Below are 17,036 nucleotides of genomic sequence, written 5' to 3' on the forward strand. Positions count from 1 at the left end.
TGGTAGCGGGGGCAGGATTTGAACCTACGACCTTCGGGTTATGAGCCCGACGAGCTACCAGACTGCTCCACCCCGCATCAAACTTTCAGGTTATTTGTATCCCGGAACCTGGCCGGGTCGGTCTCATAAGCCGAAGGTCGTTAAAACTCCCTTCGACTTTTGCGGTGTAGGAGCCCGACGAGCTACCAGACTGCTCCACCCCGCATCAAACTTTCAGGTTAATTTATATCCCGGAACCTGTTTCCGGTGGCCTCAAACTGGGTGACTCCCACTAAGGATCATCCCACGGGCGGCGCGAATTATAGGGATGCGTCACTCGACTTTCAAGGCTGCCCAGACCAAAGAGTCCGGGAGAAAGAAAACGGGCCTGGAAACCAGGCCCGGGTATTGGTGCCGACGACTAGACTCGAACTAGCACGGGCAAAAGCCCACCACCCCCTCAAGATGGCGTGTCTACCAATTCCACCACGTCGGCAAAACTTACTCGGCAGGTACTTCCGATGTTGAACTGCCTTCACCAGCCGGGATCTCACCAAGATCACCCGCCGTTTCGGACTGAGTATTCACGCTCTGTTCTGCAGCGGGAATATCCAGGCCCAAATCATCCAGACCACTTGCCTTTTGCTTGGCAATATAAGCCAGGCCAAAGCTGGTCAGGAAAAAGCCGGTTGCCAAAATGGCGGTGGTGCGAGTCAGGAAGTTACCGCTGCCGCCACTGCCAAAAACCGTCTGAGATGCGCCGCCACCAAAGGAAGCACCAGCATCCGCACCCTTACCGCGCTGGATCAGCACGAAACCGACCACAGCAACGGCCAGGCAGACGTGCACAACCAAAACCAGATTCTCAACCATCATATCCGTTAGACCTCTGCTGCAGCCTGACAGATGGCAACGAACTCATCAGCCAACAGGGAAGCCCCGCCGACCAGCCCGCCATCAATATCCGGCTGCTGAAACAATTCCTGAGCGTTAGCGGCCTTAACACTGCCGCCGTATAAAACACGACTCTGCGCCGCCACTTCCGCATCAGCCTGAGCCAGGCGACCGCGAATAAAAGCATGCACGGCCTGAGCCTGTTCCGGCGATGCTGTCTTGCCCGTACCGATCGCCCAAACCGGCTCGTATGCGATAACGATGCGCTTGAACGCAGCAATACCCACTTCGTTCAGTACCGCATCCAGCTGCTCACCAACCACCTGTTCGGTGGTGTCGGTTTCACGTTCTGCCAGCGTCTCACCAACGCACAGCATCGGCGTTACATCCGCAGCCAGTGCCGCTGCCACCTTGGTCGCCGTATCGGCGTTGCTCTCTGCAAAGAGTTCACGACGCTCGGAGTGACCAATCAATACATAGCGACAGCCAAAATCTTTCACCATGCCCAGAGACAGTTCACCGGTGTAGGCGCCCTTCTCTGCGGCATGAACGTTTTGAGTGCCCCACTCGATGCCGGTGCCGTTTAACATCTGGGCAACCTGAGCAACGTACAACGCGGGTGGAAACACCACCGCGTCCATGGCTTTTGCATCAATGCCGGCAACAAAAGCATTTAACAGACTCTCAGTCTGAGCTTTGCTGCCATTCATCTTCCAGTTTGCGGCTACCAGCTTGCGGCGCATTGCAGGCCTCCCTCAAAACGGGCGCAGAGTGTACTTCCTTTGCCTGCCATGGGCAAGCTGATCTCAAAAAAGAGTGGTTTCAAAACAAGGGCTTAGCCCAGAAGCCTTAAACGGCTTCCTGCACAGCGGCTTCCACCTGAGCGGCCAATTCACGACAGGTGCGCTTGACCAGTGCTACGTCTTCGCCTTCAACCATCACCCGAACCAGCGGCTCAGTTCCTGACGGACGCAACAAGACACGACCGCTGCGCCCAAGAGTGGCTTCTGCATGAGCCACGGCATTGACCACAGATGGCAATGACAGGACGTCTTTTTTCTGCGGCATTTGAACGTTAATCATCACCTGCGGAAATTTGCGCATACCCGATTTGGCTTGCGACAGCGTCTGATCCGCCTGGATCAGCGCGCACAAAACCTGCAACGCTGAAACGATACCGTCACCCGTGGTGGTGACATGTTTGCACACCAGGTGACCTGAATTTTCACCACCCAGATTCCAGCCACGCTCGTTCAGTTGCTCCAGCACGTAACGATCACCAACCTGAGCGCGAACCAACTCAATACCTTCGCGCTCCAGCGCCACCACCAGTCCGAGATTGGTCATCAAAGTACCAACGACGCCACCGGCCAGTTGGCCCGTTGCTTTCATGTGCACGGCGAGGATGTACAGCAACTCATCGCCATCGACCAATTCGCCATCCCCATCAACCATTAATAACCGGTCGCCGTCACCATCGAAGGCGATACCCAGGTCAGCCTGCTGTTCCAGAACGGCACGCTGAAGGTTGGCCGGATGAGTCGAGCCCACCCCTTCGTTAATGTTCAAACCGTCTGGCTGAGCACCGATAACGCTGACCTTGGCGCCTAGCTCCCGAAACACCTTGGGAGCCACGTCGTAAGTGGCACCATGGGCACAATCGAGCACGATCTTCAGCCCACCCAAACCGATATAGCCGGCGGTGCTTTTGCAGAATTCGACATAACGACCACCGGCATCGGGAATGCGATTGGCTTTACCCAGCTGATCGCTTTCCGCCGTCGTCAACGCTAATTCAAGTTCTGCTTCGATAGCCAGTTCAAGCTCATCGGGCAGTTTGGTACCGGCGGCGGAAAAGAACTTAATGCCATTGTCGTAGTAGGGATTGTGTGACGCTGAAATAACGATGCCGGCATCGGCGTGAAAAGCGCGCGTCAGGTAGGCAATGGCTGGCGTCGGCATCGGCCCGACCAGCAAGCTGTCGCAACCCGCCGCCGACAAGCCTGATTCCAATACCGATTCGAACATATAGCCGGAAATACGGGTGTCTTTACCGATCAGAATGCGGCCCTTGCCTTCACGCGCAAAAACACGACCGGCCGCCCAACCCAGCTTCAACACAAAGTCAGGAGTGATCACACCCTGGCCAACCCGACCCCGAATACCATCGGTTCCAAAATAACGTTTTACGTCACTCACCTGGAGTGTTTCTCCCTATAAAGCGGTGCTAATCGACACCGTGCTGGACGGCGTTGGTCATGGTGATGGCATCGACGGTTTCAGCCACATCGTGCACCCGCACAATGGCCGCCCCTTTCAAAGCCGCGGTAACGGCGACGGCCAAGCTGCCATACAGACGCTGATCGACCGGTTTCCCCAAAACATCACCAATCATGGATTTGCGCGACATACCCACCAGAATCGGGCAATCGAAAGCGCGGAAACGAGCCAGTTGATCAAGCAGCGCCAGATTGTGACCTACCGTTTTGCCAAAGCCAAACCCCGGGTCAACCATAAGTTGTTGACGACGCAGACCGGCGGCCTCACAGGCAGCGATACGCTCGCCTAAATAGCGCTCGACTTCCGCCACCACATCGGCGTATTGCGGGCTCAATTGCATGGTGCCCGGTTGTCCCTGCATGTGCATCAGACAGACCGGCAAGCCCGTATCGACCGCCGCCTGTATCGCACCGGGGCGGGATAAAGCGCGCACGTCATTGATCAGATGCGCGCCCAGTCGAGCACTGTCACGCATCACTTCCGGCGTACTGGTATCAACCGACAAGGCCGCATCGACCCGTCCTGCCAAGGCTTCAACCACCGGCAAAACCCGATCCAACTCCTGCTGCACGCTGACTTCGGCAGCACCGGGCCGCGTGCTTTCGCCGCCGATATCGATCAAGGCAGCGCCGGCCTCCACCATAGCCTCGGCGTGGCGAATGGCTGCGTCTTGACCGACAAACCGACCACCATCGGAAAAGCTGTCCGGGGTCACATTCAGCACACCCATGACCTGAGTGCGACTCAAGTCCAGGGTTCGATTACCACAACGCCACTGCTGCCAACTGTTCATTCCACTCTCTCACTGGTGCGCGCACATAAAAAAACGGCGCCGGAGCGCCGTTTAATCTGGCTTGTCAGTTCCTACTTACTCCGCCTGACCTTCGCGATTCAGCTCGCTATCATCATCAGCCGTTTGACCAGCCGGTGCCGGATCAGGGTCCGGGCCGCCTTTGTTGCGATCTTCCCAACCTTTCGGCGGGTTCGGCTTATTGCCGTTCATGATCGCTTCGATCTGTTCGGCGTCGATGGTTTCATATTCCATCAACGCATCTTTCATCGCTTCGAGCTTGTCACGATTACCTTCCAACAGGTCGTAAGCGGTTTTGTAGCACTTATCGAGAATCCGTTTGATCTCGGCATCCACTGCCTTGGCCGTTTCACCGGAGACTTTGGACATGGAGCCCTGGTCACCCAGATAACCCTGCTGCTCTTCTTCAAACTGCTGAGCACCGAGTTCACTCAGGCCCCACTTGGTAACCATATTGCGCGCCAACTGCGTCGCCCGTTCGATGTCGTTCGACGCGCCGGTGGTCACGCCATCGACGCCGTTGGTCATCTCCTCGGCAATACGACCGCCGTAGAGGCTGCAAATCTGGCTTTCCAGATGACGTTTGCTGACCGAGTAACGATCTTCTTCAGGCAAGTACATGGTCACACCCAAGGCACGACCGCGCGGGATGATCGACACCTTATAGACCGGGTCATGCTCAGGCACCAGACGGCCAATAATGGCGTGGCCGGATTCGTGATAGGCGGTATTAATCTTTTCTTTCTCAGACATCACCATGGATTTGCGCTCAGCGCCCATCATGATTTTGTCTTTGGCCCGATCAAACTCTTCCATGCTGACCACGCGACGACTCAGACGAGCGGCAAACAAGGAGGCTTCGTTACAGAGGTTAGCCAGATCGGCACCGGAGAAACCGGGCGTACCACGAGCAATCACCGCAGCATTCACATCGTCAGCCACCGGAATCTTGCGCATGTGCACTTTCAGAATTTGCTCACGACCACGGATATCGGGCAGGCCGACCACGACCTGACGGTCGAAACGACCCGGACGCAGCAAGGCGGGGTCGAGCACGTCGGGACGGTTGGTTGCAGCAATAACGATGACGCCATCGTTAACTTCAAAGCCGTCCATTTCGACCAGCAACTGGTTCAATGTCTGCTCGCGTTCGTCGTTGCCGCCGCCGATGCCAACACCGCGCGAACGGCCAACGGCATCAATCTCATCGATAAAGATAATGCACGGCGCTTGTTTCTTAGCCTGGTCAAACATGTCGCGGACACGGGATGCACCCACACCGACGAACATCTCAACGAAGTCAGAACCGGAAATGGAGAAGAACGGTACCTTGGCTTCACCGGCAATGGCTTTAGCCAGCAGCGTTTTACCAGTACCAGGAGGGCCCACCATCAGCACGCCACGCGGAATGGTGCCGCCCAGACGCTGGTATTTACCCGGATCGCGCAGGAACTCAACCAGTTCCTGTACGTCTTCTTTGGCTTCTTCTACACCCGCCACATCGGCGAAGGTGGTTTTGATCTGATCTTCACTGAGCATCTTGGCTTTGCTTTTACCAAAGCTCATCGGGCCTTTGCCGCCGCCCGCGCCGCCTTGCATCTGGCGCATAAAGAACATGAATACCGCCAGAATGATCAGGATTGGGAAAGCTGCGACCAGCAACTGAGTCCAGATGCTCTGCTGCTCCGGCTGCTTGGACACCACATCGACGTTGTGCTGGATCATCTGGTCGATCAGTTGGGAGTCATCCACATAAGGCGGGCGAACGGTATCGAAACTCGAACCATCGCGACGAATGCCCTGGATGTTCAAACCCTGATAGGTCACTGAACGGATCTGGTCCTGCTCGACCTGTTGGACGAAGCGGGAGTAGCTCATCTCTTCGGTACTGGGCGCCATGTCGAAGTTATTGAACACCGCCAGCAGCACCGCCGCTATGATCAACCAGAGAACTAGATTCTTAGCCATAAGGTTCTACTTTACTCATTCTTTGCAGCATCGCTGCGTTGTCGCTTAACCCCGGAACCCCTGGGCAACCAGATAAGTCTCGCGGGAGCGGGCACGTGATGATTTCGGTTTGCGCATCACCACACGCGTGAAAGCCTGACGGGCGGCCTTGACGTAGTCGTCGAAGCCTTCGCCGTGAAAGACCTTGGCAACAAAATTACCGCCGGGCCTCAGGATAGCTGTTGCCATCTCCATTGCCAATTCGACCAGGTAGATGGCAGCCGGTTGGTCAACCGCAGCCACTCCGCTCATGTTGGGGGCCATGTCGGAGATTACAAGATCCACCGGACGCTCGCCGATCAGCGCCAGCAGGGCGTCGTAGACGTCCTGTTCGGTAAAGTCACCCTGAATGAATTCGACGCCAGGAACCGGGTCCATATCCAGAATATCGGACGCAAAGACGCGCCCCTCGTCACCGACGGCGCGAGCAGCCACTTGTGACCAACCACCGGGCGCTGAGCCCAAGTCAACCACAGTCATGCCCGGCTTGAGCAGATTGTCTTTCTCTATGATCTCAATCAGTTTGTAGCTGGCGCGACTGCGGAAGCCATCCTGCTGCGCTTGGCGCACATACTGATCATCAAAATGTTCGCGCAGCCAGTCATTGCTGCTTTTAGATCGGGCCACGGGTTTCCTCGTTTGGGCGGTTGTAACGTACAATGGCGCGCTTGCACGCATCGAGTTGGAATTAAGTGAAATGAGTTTGAATCAGGAACAGAAAAAACGCTACCGGGCCATCGGTCACGACTTGAATCCTTTGGTCACCGTTGCCGAAAAGGGCCTGACCGAATCCGTTCTGGCGGAAATCGACCGGGCGCTGCGCGATCACGAACTGATCAAGATTAAGGTCAACCTGGCTGACCGCGATGAGAAGAAGGCCGCCATTGCTTCGGTTTGCGAACAACTGGACGCTACTCTGGTGCAGTCCATTGGGCACGTCGCACTCTTGCTACGCCGCGAAGACAAGCCGAATCCGAAGTTGTCTAATTTGTTAAGAGTTTAGGAAGACGCTGAACGGGAGACGGGAGACGCAAAATAGCGTTAAGCGTCTCCCGTTCTGCGTTCAGCCCACTGGCGTCAGCCAGTTGTGCTCATCCGGCGCTTCGCCCCACTGCACCTGATTCAGCGCCAGGCGCAATGCTTCAGTGGTCGGGCCGGGTTTGCCGGCGCCCACCGGATAGGACTCACCATGACGGATCAATCGACTGACCGGTGTTAGCACGGCTGCAGTTCCCGACAGAGCCGCTTCGGTGCCGGGTTTGGCCGCACGTTCCAGCAACTCATCAACCGTCAAGTTGCGTTCGCTCACCGTCATGCCGCGATCCCGCGCCAATGTCAGCAATGAATCGCGGGTAATACCGTGCAGGAAGGAACGATCCAGGCCTTTGGTGATGATTTCGTTGCCGTCGATCAAAATAAAGTTGGCCGCGCCAGTTTCCTGGACATCACCGCCCGGACAGAACAATACCTGATCGGCTTCGTACTCGGCCTTGGCCGTCAGAATGGGCGTCAAGGCAGAGGCGTAGTTACCACCGCTTTTGACCATGCCCATATGAGCCGCGCAACGCATGCCGTCCTCTTCCAGCAACAACGTCAGACCGCCACCGCCGCCACTGAAATAATCACCCACGGGTGACAACAACACATAGAGCAGCGACGTATCGGTCGGTGCAGCGGCCTTACCGATGGCCGCTTCGGTGCCGATATGGGTCGGGCGAATATACATCGAGCCCGGCGCTTGCGGCACTTCATCTTTAAAGCGCGCCACAATATCAACAATCATCTCAGTCAATTGGGCTTTATCGATCGCCGGTAAATTCAGCAAACGGCTGCTCTGGGCCAAACGCTCTACGTTGGCTTCCACACGAAACAGCTTCACCGAACCATCGGCGTGGCGAAAGGCTTTCAGGCCTTCAAAACAGGTACTGGAATAATGCAGAACATGCGCGCCAGGATGGAGCGTAAGCGCGTCGGACGGGACGATTTCAGTCGACGACCAACGCCCACCCTCGTACCGGGCCTGCGCCATCTGCGGCATAAAAACGGTTCCAAATGCGGCCATCTTGATTTCCAAATTTCCAGGGTCCGGACGGACCATTAACAGCGCCGGCGACACCGGCGACCCTTAAGGAGTCTTTGAGTAATCCCCCAAAGCTCCTTCACATCACTCCGAACGGCGCTCAGGCTGACGGGGCGACGCTTCCATCAGGGCTTGCCAGCAGTCAGTGACTGCCTCGCGAACGCCGGCAAGTTCAGCACTGATCTGCGCACCTTCAAGCACATTAGCCTCGCGCTGCAAAATACGTTGATGCACCTCGCGGCGCAAAACCAGGTAGGCAGACAGCAAACGACGATGCTCAGCTTCGCTCAGATAACCCACTCGATGCAGTTGCTCAAGACAACGAATGTTGTCCGACCAGCGCGTCAGTTCCGGGTAGTCCGCAGCCCATGATAAGACGCCATATTGCACCATAAATTCCACATCGACGATACCGCCGGCATCCTGCTTTATATCGAACAGAGTGTTGTCTGAACTGCTCAGATGGCGGGTCATCTTGGCGCGCATCTTAACCACTTCCTGGCGCAGCGTTTCCCGATCGCGATGATGCTGCAATACGTCCGCGCGAATCTGTTCAAAGTGCTGTTTAATTTCAGGATCCCCGGCAATGCAACGCGCCCGCACCAGGGCTTGGTGTTCCCAGGTCCAGGCCTGGTTGTTCTGATATTTGGCAAAGGCCGCCAGGCTGCTGACCAGCAAGCCAGAATTGCCCGATGGCCGCAAGCGGGCGTCGACTTCATAAAGGTTGCCGGACGGTGTTTGTGCCGACAACAGATGAATCAGTTTCTGGCCCAGGCGCGCCATAAACAGACTGTTGTCGATGACTTTAGGCCCTTCGGTTTCACCCTGACTGGCGGCATCGTGCAAAAACACCAGATCGAGATCCGATTCATAAGACAACTCCAGACCGCCCATCTTGCCGTAGGCAATGACCGCGAAATCCAGCTCGCACCAATCACCGTTATCGCGACTGGGGCGACCATGCCGCTCCACCATCTGCTGCCAGGCCAGCGCCAAAGCCTGCTCCACCACGACCTCGCCCACCCAGGCGAGATAATCAGAAATGTTCATCAGCGGCAAAGATTCGGTGACTTCGCAGGCCGCAGCCCGCAGTACCCGGCCATGACGAAAATGACGCATCACCTCCATCTGCTGCTCCAGATCGTCGCCGGGAATGCGCAACAACATCTGCAACAGCTCGTCTTTTAATTCGACCTTATCGGGCAAACGATACAGGCTGTCCGGGTCGGTCAGCTCATCAAGCAAATAGGGTTTGTTTTCCAGCAGATCGGCAATCCAGGATGACGCTGGCGCCAGACGACACAACTGACGCAACGCCTCCGGATTTTCCACCAGCAGCACAAAATAAACGCTGCGCCGCAACACCGCTTCGAGAATGGGACGAATGGCGATAAAACCATTGTCCAGTTGATGGGTGCGCGCCAGTTCGGTCAACAGCAGGGGCATTAACCGATCCAGATTGGCGCGACCTTCACCTTCCAGCCGAACCACCGCCGGTTCATTACGAAATGCCTGCACCGCTTCGGCGGCAGCCTCGGGTAATTGTTCCGGTTGCGCGGTCGGGTCTTGCCAATAGGCCAGCCAGTGAGACTCGGCATCAGCATCGGCGGCGCTGTCTTCGGCGACAACCTGACTGAAATGAAAGTGAATGCGTTCGCGGTGCTGCTCAAGCTTGGCGAGTAGGGCTTCGGTATTGGCCAGCCCCAGACTGAACGCCAAACGTTCCAGGTCCTTTGGGTCAGCAGGAAGACGCTGGGTTTGTTCGTCATGAAGCGCCTGAATGCGGTGTTCCAGGTCGCGTAAAAAGTCGTACCCGGCGGTTAATTCCTCGACCACGCCCGCGGGCAAATAGCCTTCGCCGGACAATAATTTCAGCACCGGCCAGGTTCCGGTCTGCTGCAAGTCGGTATCCTGTCCGCCGCGAATTAATTGAAACGCCTGGGTGATAAATTCGACTTCGCGAATCCCACCACGGCCGAGTTTGATGTTGTCTTCCAAACCCTGACGCCGAACTTCTTTTTGAATCAAATCTTTGAGTCGGCGCAGCGCACCCAGCGCCTGAAAATCGACATAGCGCCGATAAACAAAAGGCTTTAATTCCGCCATCAGCGCTTCGCAGGCAGCGGGCGCGCCAGTGACCGGCCGCGCCTTGATCATGGCGTAGCGCTCCCACTCACGACCTTGCTGAGTGTAGTAACGCTGCATGGCGTTGAAGTTGCTGACCAGTGCGCCGCTTTGTCCCCAGGGGCGCAATCGCATATCGACGCGAAACACAAAACCGTCTTCGGTACGCACATCCAACAGCTGAATCAGCTTGCGCCCGACGCGGGTAAAAAACGCTTCGTGGCTGTTACCGGCACTGGTTTCACCCTGACTGGGAAAGGCAAAAATCAAATCGATGTCGGACGATAAATTCAGTTCGCGCGCGCCATGTTTACCCATGGCCAAAACCACCAACTGCTGTTGATCTTCACCGTAATCGGAAGGTCCGGGTTCACCCCACTGTTGCGCCCAAAAACGATGCGCATAATCCAGCGCCTCGCCAATGGCAACATCGGCCAGATCGGAAACCGCCCGGGCCGTTTGGCGCACATTACTTAAGCCCGCAGCATCGCGTACGATCAGCCGCGCCAGGTGCCAGTTGCGCCATTGACGTAAATCGGCAAGCACCTGAGCTTCGTTATCCAGCGACCAATCCCGACTGCGCGCTCGCAACTGCTCAACAGCGTCTACATCAACTTGCAGACTGTTGGCGAAATCAACCCATTGCGACTCACGACCTTCCAGCCATTGCGCCAACCACGGACTGCACAGCACCGCTTTTTCAAGCACCTGTTGTTGATCTTCTGTCAGGGCTTGCCAGGCAGCCTGGTCGGTCAGCGGGTGATTGGCGTCGATCATCAGGAACTCCTAAATCCAAGGGCACACAGGCTCGGCAGCCGGGTACAGACTGTCAAGCCTAGCGCCAGCCAAACGACAGTCATCCAAATGCATAGCGACAACGAATTAAGGAACTTTAGACCCCAAGACGCCGTCTGCTTGAGGTACCATCATTCGCCGTGATCGATCCCTGCTTAAGGATATTCCATGAAACGCTTAGCATTGCTGTTCACCACTCTTACTGCCCTGAGTTGTTCTACCTGGGCTGACGACTGGCAAGACATACTCGACGAAGCCAACGGCCAAACGGTTTATTTCCATGCCTGGGGCGGCAGCCAGCCGATCAACGATTACCTGAGCTGGGTTGCTGATCGAGTGGAGCAGGAATACGGCGTTAATCTGGAGCACGTCAAAGTGGCGGAAACCGGTGCTGTGGTCAGCCAGGTGTTGTCGGAGAAAACCGCGGGCCGCGATGCCAACGGCTCGGTCGATCTGGTTTGGATCAACGGCGAAAACTTCGCCGCCATGAAAGCCAATGATTTGTTGTTCGGTCCCTTCACTCAAGACCTGCCGAACTACGCCCTGGTGGATACCGAGAACAAACCGACGACTCGCTTCGATTTCACCACCCCGGTCGATCATCTCGAAGCGCCCTGGGGCATGGCACAACTGGTGTTTATGTACGACAGCGCGCGACTGGATACGCCACCGGCATCCATGGCGCAACTGCTGGAGTTTGCCCATGACAATCCGGGCCGCTTCACCTACCCGGCACCGCCCGCCTTTCATGGCACCACCTTTTTGAAGCAGGCGTTGCTGGAGTTAACGGCTTCGCCCGACGCTCTCTATCAGCCGGTCGAGCAGGCTGATTTCGATGCAGTTACCGAACCGTTGTGGGCGTTTCTGGATGAACTGCATCCGCTGATGTGGCGTCGCGGCCAGACCTTCACTAACGGCGCACCGGAAATGCAGCGGCTGCTGGCCGACGGTGAAATCGTCATTTCCCTGAGCTTTAATCCCAACGACGCCAGTAACGCCATCGCCAATGGCGAACTGCCCGACAGCGTGCGCACCTACGTGCACGATGCCGGCTCCATCGGCAACACCCACTTTGTCGCCATTCCTTACAACAGCAGCCACAGCGCCGCCGCGCAAGTGGTTGCCAACTTCCTGATGTCGCCAGAAGCTCAGGCACGCAAAGCCAACACCAACGTCTGGGGTGATCCCACTGTGCTGGCGATGAACAAACTGAGCGCCGAACAAAGCGCCCTGTTTGAGGCTCTGCCACTGGGCGCTGCCACCTTATCGCCGGACGAGTTGGGCGCCGTATTGCGCGAGCCACACGCCTCTTGGGTCGGCGCTCTGGAACAAGCCTGGCTGGAACGCTACGCCCGTTGAGTTGGGCGCCACGCTTCAATCTCAGTTGGGTCCCCACCCTGACGCTGGCGGTGTTTTTGATACCGGTCAGCGTCGGCCTGGCCGGCACCTGGCTGCCGGCTTTTGGCTGGTTTCCGGCGCTGGGCCAATACCGTTTTAGCCTGCAACCCTGGTACGACCTCTTCGCTTATCCGGGTTTTTTCAGCGCCGTCCAACTGACCCTGATCACCGGCCTCGGCTCCGCCTTATTGGCGCTCACGGCCATGTTGCTGATGCTGATGGCGTTCTATCCATCGCGCTTGTTTCGTCGTCTGGAGCGTTGGCTGGCGCCGGTGCTGTCGGTACCTCATGCCGCCTTTGCCATCGGTTTGGGGTTTCTCATCACGCCCAGCGGCTGGTTGATGCGGCTCTTTGCCAGCCTCACTGGTGTGCCAGCATACCCGCCCAATTGGCTGACCTTTCAGGATCCCTGGGGCATCAGTTTAATGCTGGTGCTGGCGTTGAAAGAGACGCCTTTTCTACTCTTTATGGCGCTGGCGTCACTGCCGTCGCTCAAGGTGTCGCAGACACTCTGGCTCGGACGCAGTCTGGGTTATGGCCGCGCTAAAATCTGGCTGACCCTGCTCTGGCCTCAGCTGTATCCCCGCTTGCGACTGCCTTTTTTTGCCGTCGCGGCCTATAACCTTTCCGTCGTCGATCTGGCGCTGATCGCCGGGCCGACCACGCCACCGACGCTGGCGGTGCTGGTCAACCGACTCTTTAACGACCCCGATCTGTTGTTGCGCTTACCCGGCGCAGCCGGCGCCACCGCCTTGCTGGCACTGACCTTGGCGGTACTGCTCTGCCTGCGCTTGCTGGAACCGCTGGTGCGTTTCTGGCGACAGCAGTCAGTCCGTTCGGGTCAGCGCTGGCGGCGTTCGCCTGGCTTGCGGCCGTTGGCCACTCTAGTGCTCGGGATTGGCGCTGTGGCTTACGGTGGCGCTCTGCTGGTGCTGCTATTGTGGTCACTGGCCGGAGCCTGGCGCTTTCCCGATGCCTTGCCGCAGTTCGATCTGAGTCACTGGCAAAACGCGCCACAGCAACTCGGCTCAGCGCTTTGGCTGACCTTAAGTACCGGCCTCTGTGCGGCCATGATTGCGTTGGTTTTGGTGATGGCAGCGCTGGAAAACGAGGTCCGGCTGAACTATCAACGACGTGATTTTAACGCTCAGCGTCTGCTCTGGTTGCTGTACTTGCCGTTGCTGGTACCGCAGATCGCCTTTCTGTTTGGCTTTCAGGTGACGCTGATCTGGTTCAATCTGGATCGTCACTGGTGGGTTCTGGTCTGGTCACATCTGGTGTTTGTGCTGCCCTATACCTTTCTCACGCTCAGCGGCCCCTACCGCGCCTTTGATGATCGCTACAGCTGGCTGGCGCAAACCCTCAGCGGCTCGCGCTGGCACGCCTGGTGGCGCATCAAGCTGGGCATGTTATGGCGGCCGATCGGCTACACGCTGGCCACTGGGTTCGCCGTTTCGGTGGCGCAATATCTGCCGACACTCTTTATTGGCGGCGGGCGCTTTGCCAGCCTCACCACCGAAGCTGTCAGTCTCGCCAGTGGCAGCGATCGTCGCACCGCAGCCGTCTATGCACTGGCGCAACAAGGTTTGCCGTTACTGGGCTTTGCCCTGGCGGCGCTGGTAGTGAGCTGGCGTTATCGTCGTCATCGCAACTTGCAACAGGGTGGGTTTTGATCCGCATGAGTTTTGAATTACAGCAACTGACTATCTGCCTCGATCAGCAACCGCTGTTTCAGCCACTCAACGTGCAACTGGCTGCTGGAGAAATTGCCACGGTCATGGGCCCCAGCGGTTCGGGAAAGTCGACCTTGCTGGCCGCTATTTGCGGCACGCTCCTGCCGGCGTTTCAATGCCAAGGTGATATACAACTGAACGGCCGCGACTTAACGGAACTGCCATTAGAAGATCGAGGCGTCGGCATTCTGTTTCAGGACGACCTGCTGTTTCCGCATCTGGATGTTTTCCATAACCTGGCGTTCGGGTTACCGGCGGGCTTAAACAAAACCGAACGGCGTTTGCGCATTGAATCGGCACTGGCGAGCGCTGGCCTGGCAGGCCAGGGAGGTCGAGATGTCGCTACCCTGTCCGGGGGCCAGCGCGCCCGCGTCAGCCTGTTGCGCACGCTGTTGGCCGAACCACAACTGATTTTGCTCGACGAACCCTTTGCCAAGCTCGATCAGCAATTGCGGGAGAGTTTTCGCGACTGGGTGTTTGCCCGCATCACTGAGCTGGGTATTCCGGCCTTGCTGGTCACCCACGATCCAACGGACCGCCCTGACCAGGGCCCCTTACTGCAACTGATCGCCCCAAGCGGAGAATAACCATGCTCGATCGCTGGACCTTGCGACTGATCAAAAGCCCCTTACAAAGCGTTGCTCGCCAGTTGGATAAGCGCAATGTCACCGCCAATCAGGTCACCCTTGGCGGTTTTGCTGTCGGTCTGTTGGCGGTACCGCTGCTGGCCGTTGAATGGTACGGCCTGGCGCTGCTGGCGATCGCCCTGAACCGCATCGCCGACGGACTGGATGGCGAACTGGCCCGGCTTAATCAACCCAACGACAGCGGCGCCTTTCTCGATATCGTGCTCGACTTTCTGTTCTATGCCGCCATCATTGCCGGCTTTGCGCTGGCGCGGCCAGATACCAACGCCTTACCCGCCGCCCTGCTGTTGTTCGGTTTTATGGGCACGGGCAGCAGCTTTCTGGCCTTTGCTATCCAGGCCGAACGTCGCGGTCTAACCAGCATGAGCTATCCAAACAAAGGCTTTTACTATCTGGGCGGCATCACCGAAGGCACCGAAACCATCGCTTTCTTTGTGTTGATGTGCCTGTTTCCTGACACCTTTGTGCTGCTCGCCAGCCTGTTTTTTGTCCTCTGCGTGATCACCACAGCCACTCGCGTCATCGGGGGCTTTCACACTTTGCGCACTTGAGTATGCTAGGCGCCCGCAATCAGGGTTTGCAGGCATGCGCATTGCTTGCTACCCGACAAGCGGTTTAGGCTGCTGTCGTTCACCAACCAAGGGCCAGACATGTACATCGCCTTTTTAATCAACGCCTGGGAAGACATCGAACCGGGTAAGAGCTCGACTCTGGTCATGATCCAGGAATGCCTGATGCGTCAGCATAAGGTGGCCCTGCTGTATCCGCAGAATCTGACCGTACGCAACAATGTGGTTCACGGTTTCTCGCGCATCATTCAGCCGATGCAAAAAGTGCCTGAAAGCGTGTCAACGCTGTATAAACGGGTACAATTCGACGAGAAGATGCTGCCGCTGCACGCTTTCGACTGCATCATGGTGCGCAAGGATCCGCCGATTGAACCAACCTTGCTCAGCTTTCTCGATGCGGTCAAAAACGAAACGCTGGTCATCAACGATGTGGATGGTCTGCGCAAGGCCAGCAATAAGCTGTACAACACCACCTTCCACGATCCGTCCAACGACTTCCTGCCGGAGACGCATGTTTCCAAAAACAAGGATTACCTCAAGCGGGTCATCCGCGAGAGCAAACAGGATCGGATGATTCTCAAACCACTCGATGGCAGTGGCGGCCACGGTGTCATCGTGCTGGAAAAATCGGCCCAGTCGAGCATCAATTCGCTGCTCGATTTCTACATCGATCGCGAACGCAATAACTACGTCATCCTGCAGGAATACATCGAAGGCGCAGAAGACGGCGACGTGCGCGTGCTGATGCTCAACGGCAAGGCCATCGGTGCCTACCACCGCAAACCGGCCGAAGGCGATGTCCGCGCCAACATTCAGGCCGGCGGCAGTGCGCATCCGTGGAAGCTGACCGAAGGCCAAAAGCGAGTCTGTCGTAAAATCGGTCCCAAACTGGTGGCTGACGGCCTGGATTTTGTCGGCCTGGATCTGATCGGTGAACGGCTGCTGGAAGTGAACGTCTGCAACCCGGGCGGCATCACCAATATCAACCGCCTGAGCAAAACCAAACTGCAGCGTCAGGTCATCGATTTCCTCGAAGATCGGGTCAATGAACGTCAGGAAAAACACGCTGAACTGGAGCACCTGATGAAGCGTCTGTCCGATTTGCGTTCCCGTGATCTGCTCGATAACGACCCGACGGACGGATGACGCCAGTCCCCCCAGTTATCGACTGGCTGTCCGACGCCACACTCAAAGAGTTGTTGGCGCGGCCAGACCAGTGCCGGGAGTTATTCGGTACCGCCGCCCTGGTCGAAAAGCTGATCGACAAGCTCGCCCCGGCCAGCCGCGAAGCCCAGTGGTACCGTCCTGCCGGAATCTGGATGGACTATCGCTGGGTGGCCGCAGGCGGCTTCAAAGGAGTGCCGCAGCAAGGTTGTGTTGAAATCGGCTACCGGGTACACGCCCATTATCGTCGGCGCGGCCTGGCTTCAGCCCTGGTGCACTGGTTATGCCAGCGCGCGGCAAGCGCCGACCTGTCTCAGGTTTTGGCGGTCACTCAGCCGGATAACCTTCCCAGTCAGGCGGTACTGAGCCAGCAAGGCTTTGAACAGCGTGGTGATTTTCTCGACGATCAGGGTGAAAGACTGCAACGCTGGCAGCGCTCGCTCGATAACCTCAGTCGTTAGTGGTGAATCGCTGCCAGCGCGCCTGGCGAATCCCGAACCTTCTTCTAATCTGCGCGGCAGAATGACCATCGACAATCAACCGATGTTCAGGCTC

At 57.2% G+C, this 17,036-nt stretch carries 15 protein-coding genes and 2 tRNA genes; 7 read left to right on the plus strand and 10 right to left on the minus strand.

Translation table 11 applies throughout. The features are described 5' to 3' along the window. The 8 genes from ABMA60_RS17920 to rlmE all read right to left on the minus strand — a co-directional run bounded on the left by ABMA60_RS17920 (position 1) and on the right by rlmE (position 6,649). Positions 1-77: transfer RNA gene (locus ABMA60_RS17920), tRNA-Met, on the minus strand. Positions 78-388: 311 nt separating this feature from the next. Next, a tRNA-Leu gene (locus ABMA60_RS17925) sits at positions 389-475 on the minus strand. 5 nt (positions 476-480) lie between these two features. Next, entirely contained in the window at positions 481-855 is a 375-nt protein-coding gene (gene secG, locus ABMA60_RS17930) for a preprotein translocase subunit SecG (RefSeq protein WP_392806117.1), read from the minus strand. A gap of 5 nt (positions 856-860) precedes the next feature. Continuing rightward, complete coding sequence (tpiA, locus tag ABMA60_RS17935) at positions 861-1,616, minus strand: triose-phosphate isomerase (RefSeq protein ID WP_392806119.1); 756 nt, start codon at positions 1,614-1,616, stop codon at positions 861-863. A 106-nt stretch (positions 1,617-1,722) separates the two neighbouring features. Next, on the minus strand, positions 1,723-3,072 hold the full coding sequence (glmM, locus tag ABMA60_RS17940; protein ID WP_392806121.1) for a phosphoglucosamine mutase: 1,350 nt from the start codon (positions 3,070-3,072) through the stop codon (positions 1,723-1,725). Positions 3,073-3,100: 28 nt separating this feature from the next. Then, positions 3,101-3,946 (minus strand): dihydropteroate synthase, encoded by an 846-nt coding sequence (gene folP, locus ABMA60_RS17945; protein ID WP_392806124.1) that lies wholly within the window; start codon positions 3,944-3,946, stop codon positions 3,101-3,103. Positions 3,947-4,021: 75 nt separating this feature from the next. Then, entirely contained in the window at positions 4,022-5,932 is a 1,911-nt protein-coding gene (ftsH, locus tag ABMA60_RS17950; protein ID WP_392806127.1) for an ATP-dependent zinc metalloprotease FtsH, read from the minus strand. Between the two features lie 45 nt (positions 5,933-5,977). Further along, entirely contained in the window at positions 5,978-6,649 is a 672-nt protein-coding gene (gene rlmE / locus ABMA60_RS17955) for a 23S rRNA (uridine(2552)-2'-O)-methyltransferase RlmE (RefSeq protein ID WP_392806130.1), read from the minus strand. A gap of 19 nt (positions 6,650-6,668) precedes the next feature. On the opposite strand from rlmE, the gene ABMA60_RS17960 reads away from it, so the two are divergent. Continuing rightward, complete coding sequence (locus tag ABMA60_RS17960; protein WP_392806133.1) at positions 6,669-6,974, plus strand: YhbY family RNA-binding protein; 306 nt, start codon at positions 6,669-6,671, stop codon at positions 6,972-6,974. A gap of 60 nt (positions 6,975-7,034) precedes the next feature. Here the strand turns inward: ABMA60_RS17960 and ABMA60_RS17965 are convergent, their stop codons facing one another. Continuing rightward, the gene (locus ABMA60_RS17965; protein ID WP_392806136.1) at positions 7,035-8,033 is read right to left on the minus strand and encodes a branched-chain amino acid aminotransferase; all 999 of its coding nucleotides are present in this window, start codon (positions 8,031-8,033) and stop codon (positions 7,035-7,037) included. Between the two features lie 102 nt (positions 8,034-8,135). Beyond that, positions 8,136-10,952: a bifunctional [glutamate--ammonia ligase]-adenylyl-L-tyrosine phosphorylase/[glutamate--ammonia-ligase] adenylyltransferase gene (gene glnE, locus ABMA60_RS17970; protein ID WP_392806139.1), complete on the minus strand. Its 2,817-nt coding sequence runs from the start codon at positions 10,950-10,952 to the stop codon at positions 8,136-8,138. Between the two features lie 186 nt (positions 10,953-11,138). Here glnE and ABMA60_RS17975 point away from each other — a divergent pair, with 186 nt between their 5' ends. The 6 genes from ABMA60_RS17975 to ABMA60_RS18000 all read left to right on the plus strand — a co-directional run bounded on the left by ABMA60_RS17975 (position 11,139) and on the right by ABMA60_RS18000 (position 16,942). Further along, on the plus strand, positions 11,139-12,329 hold the full coding sequence (locus ABMA60_RS17975; protein ID WP_392806142.1) for an ABC transporter substrate-binding protein: 1,191 nt from the start codon (positions 11,139-11,141) through the stop codon (positions 12,327-12,329). After that, positions 12,326-14,041: an ABC transporter permease gene (locus ABMA60_RS17980; protein ID WP_392806145.1), complete on the plus strand. Its 1,716-nt coding sequence runs from the start codon at positions 12,326-12,328 to the stop codon at positions 14,039-14,041. Before ABMA60_RS17975 ends, ABMA60_RS17980 begins: the two co-directional genes overlap by 4 nt. 5 nt (positions 14,042-14,046) lie before the next feature. Next, positions 14,047-14,688, plus strand: coding sequence for an ATP-binding cassette domain-containing protein (locus ABMA60_RS17985; RefSeq protein WP_392806148.1), 642 nt, complete (start codon positions 14,047-14,049; stop codon positions 14,686-14,688). A gap of 2 nt (positions 14,689-14,690) precedes the next feature. Continuing rightward, positions 14,691-15,299, plus strand: a complete 609-nt coding sequence (locus ABMA60_RS17990) for a CDP-alcohol phosphatidyltransferase family protein (protein WP_392806151.1) — start codon at positions 14,691-14,693, stop codon at positions 15,297-15,299. A 99-nt stretch (positions 15,300-15,398) separates the two neighbouring features. Further along, positions 15,399-16,463 carry a glutathione synthase gene (gshB, locus tag ABMA60_RS17995; RefSeq protein WP_392806154.1) on the plus strand — a complete coding sequence of 355 codons (1,065 nt, stop codon included), beginning with the start codon at positions 15,399-15,401 and terminating at the stop codon, positions 16,461-16,463. Next, positions 16,460-16,942 (plus strand): GNAT family N-acetyltransferase, encoded by a 483-nt coding sequence (locus ABMA60_RS18000; protein WP_392806157.1) that lies wholly within the window; start codon positions 16,460-16,462, stop codon positions 16,940-16,942. The genes gshB and ABMA60_RS18000 overlap by 4 nt, the downstream gene beginning before the upstream one ends. Positions 16,943-17,036 lie beyond the last annotated feature (94 nt).

The organism is Saccharospirillum sp. HFRX-2 (assembly GCF_043196805.1).
GTDB lineage: Bacteria > Pseudomonadota > Gammaproteobacteria > Pseudomonadales > Natronospirillaceae > Saccharospirillum.

Bases quoted from the DNA above. Each gene is read 5' to 3' on its own strand.
- secG (WP_392806117.1), bottom strand. From the start codon at position 855: ATGATGGTTGAGAATCTGGTTTTGGTTGTGCACGTCTGCCTGGCCGTT.
- tpiA (WP_392806119.1), bottom strand. From the start codon at position 1,616: ATGCGCCGCAAGCTGGTAGCCGCAAACTGGAAGATGAATGGCAGCAAA.
- folP (WP_392806124.1), bottom strand. From the start codon at position 3,946: ATGAACAGTTGGCAGCAGTGGCGTTGTGGTAATCGAACCCTGGACTTG.
- ftsH (WP_392806127.1), bottom strand. From the start codon at position 5,932: ATGGCTAAGAATCTAGTTCTCTGGTTGATCATAGCGGCGGTGCTGCTG.
- rlmE (WP_392806130.1), bottom strand. From the start codon at position 6,649: ATGCGTGCAAGCGCGCCATTGTACGTTACAACCGCCCAAACGAGGAAA.
- ABMA60_RS17960 (WP_392806133.1), top strand. From the start codon at position 6,669: ATGAGTTTGAATCAGGAACAGAAAAAACGCTACCGGGCCATCGGTCAC.
- ABMA60_RS17965 (WP_392806136.1), bottom strand. From the start codon at position 8,033: ATGGCCGCATTTGGAACCGTTTTTATGCCGCAGATGGCGCAGGCCCGG.
- glnE (WP_392806139.1), bottom strand. From the start codon at position 10,952: ATGATCGACGCCAATCACCCGCTGACCGACCAGGCTGCCTGGCAAGCC.
- ABMA60_RS17975 (WP_392806142.1), top strand. From the start codon at position 11,139: ATGAAACGCTTAGCATTGCTGTTCACCACTCTTACTGCCCTGAGTTGT.
- ABMA60_RS17985 (WP_392806148.1), top strand. From the start codon at position 14,047: ATGAGTTTTGAATTACAGCAACTGACTATCTGCCTCGATCAGCAACCG.
- ABMA60_RS17990 (WP_392806151.1), top strand. From the start codon at position 14,691: ATGCTCGATCGCTGGACCTTGCGACTGATCAAAAGCCCCTTACAAAGC.
- gshB (WP_392806154.1), top strand. From the start codon at position 15,399: ATGTACATCGCCTTTTTAATCAACGCCTGGGAAGACATCGAACCGGGT.
- ABMA60_RS18000 (WP_392806157.1), top strand. From the start codon at position 16,460: ATGACGCCAGTCCCCCCAGTTATCGACTGGCTGTCCGACGCCACACTC.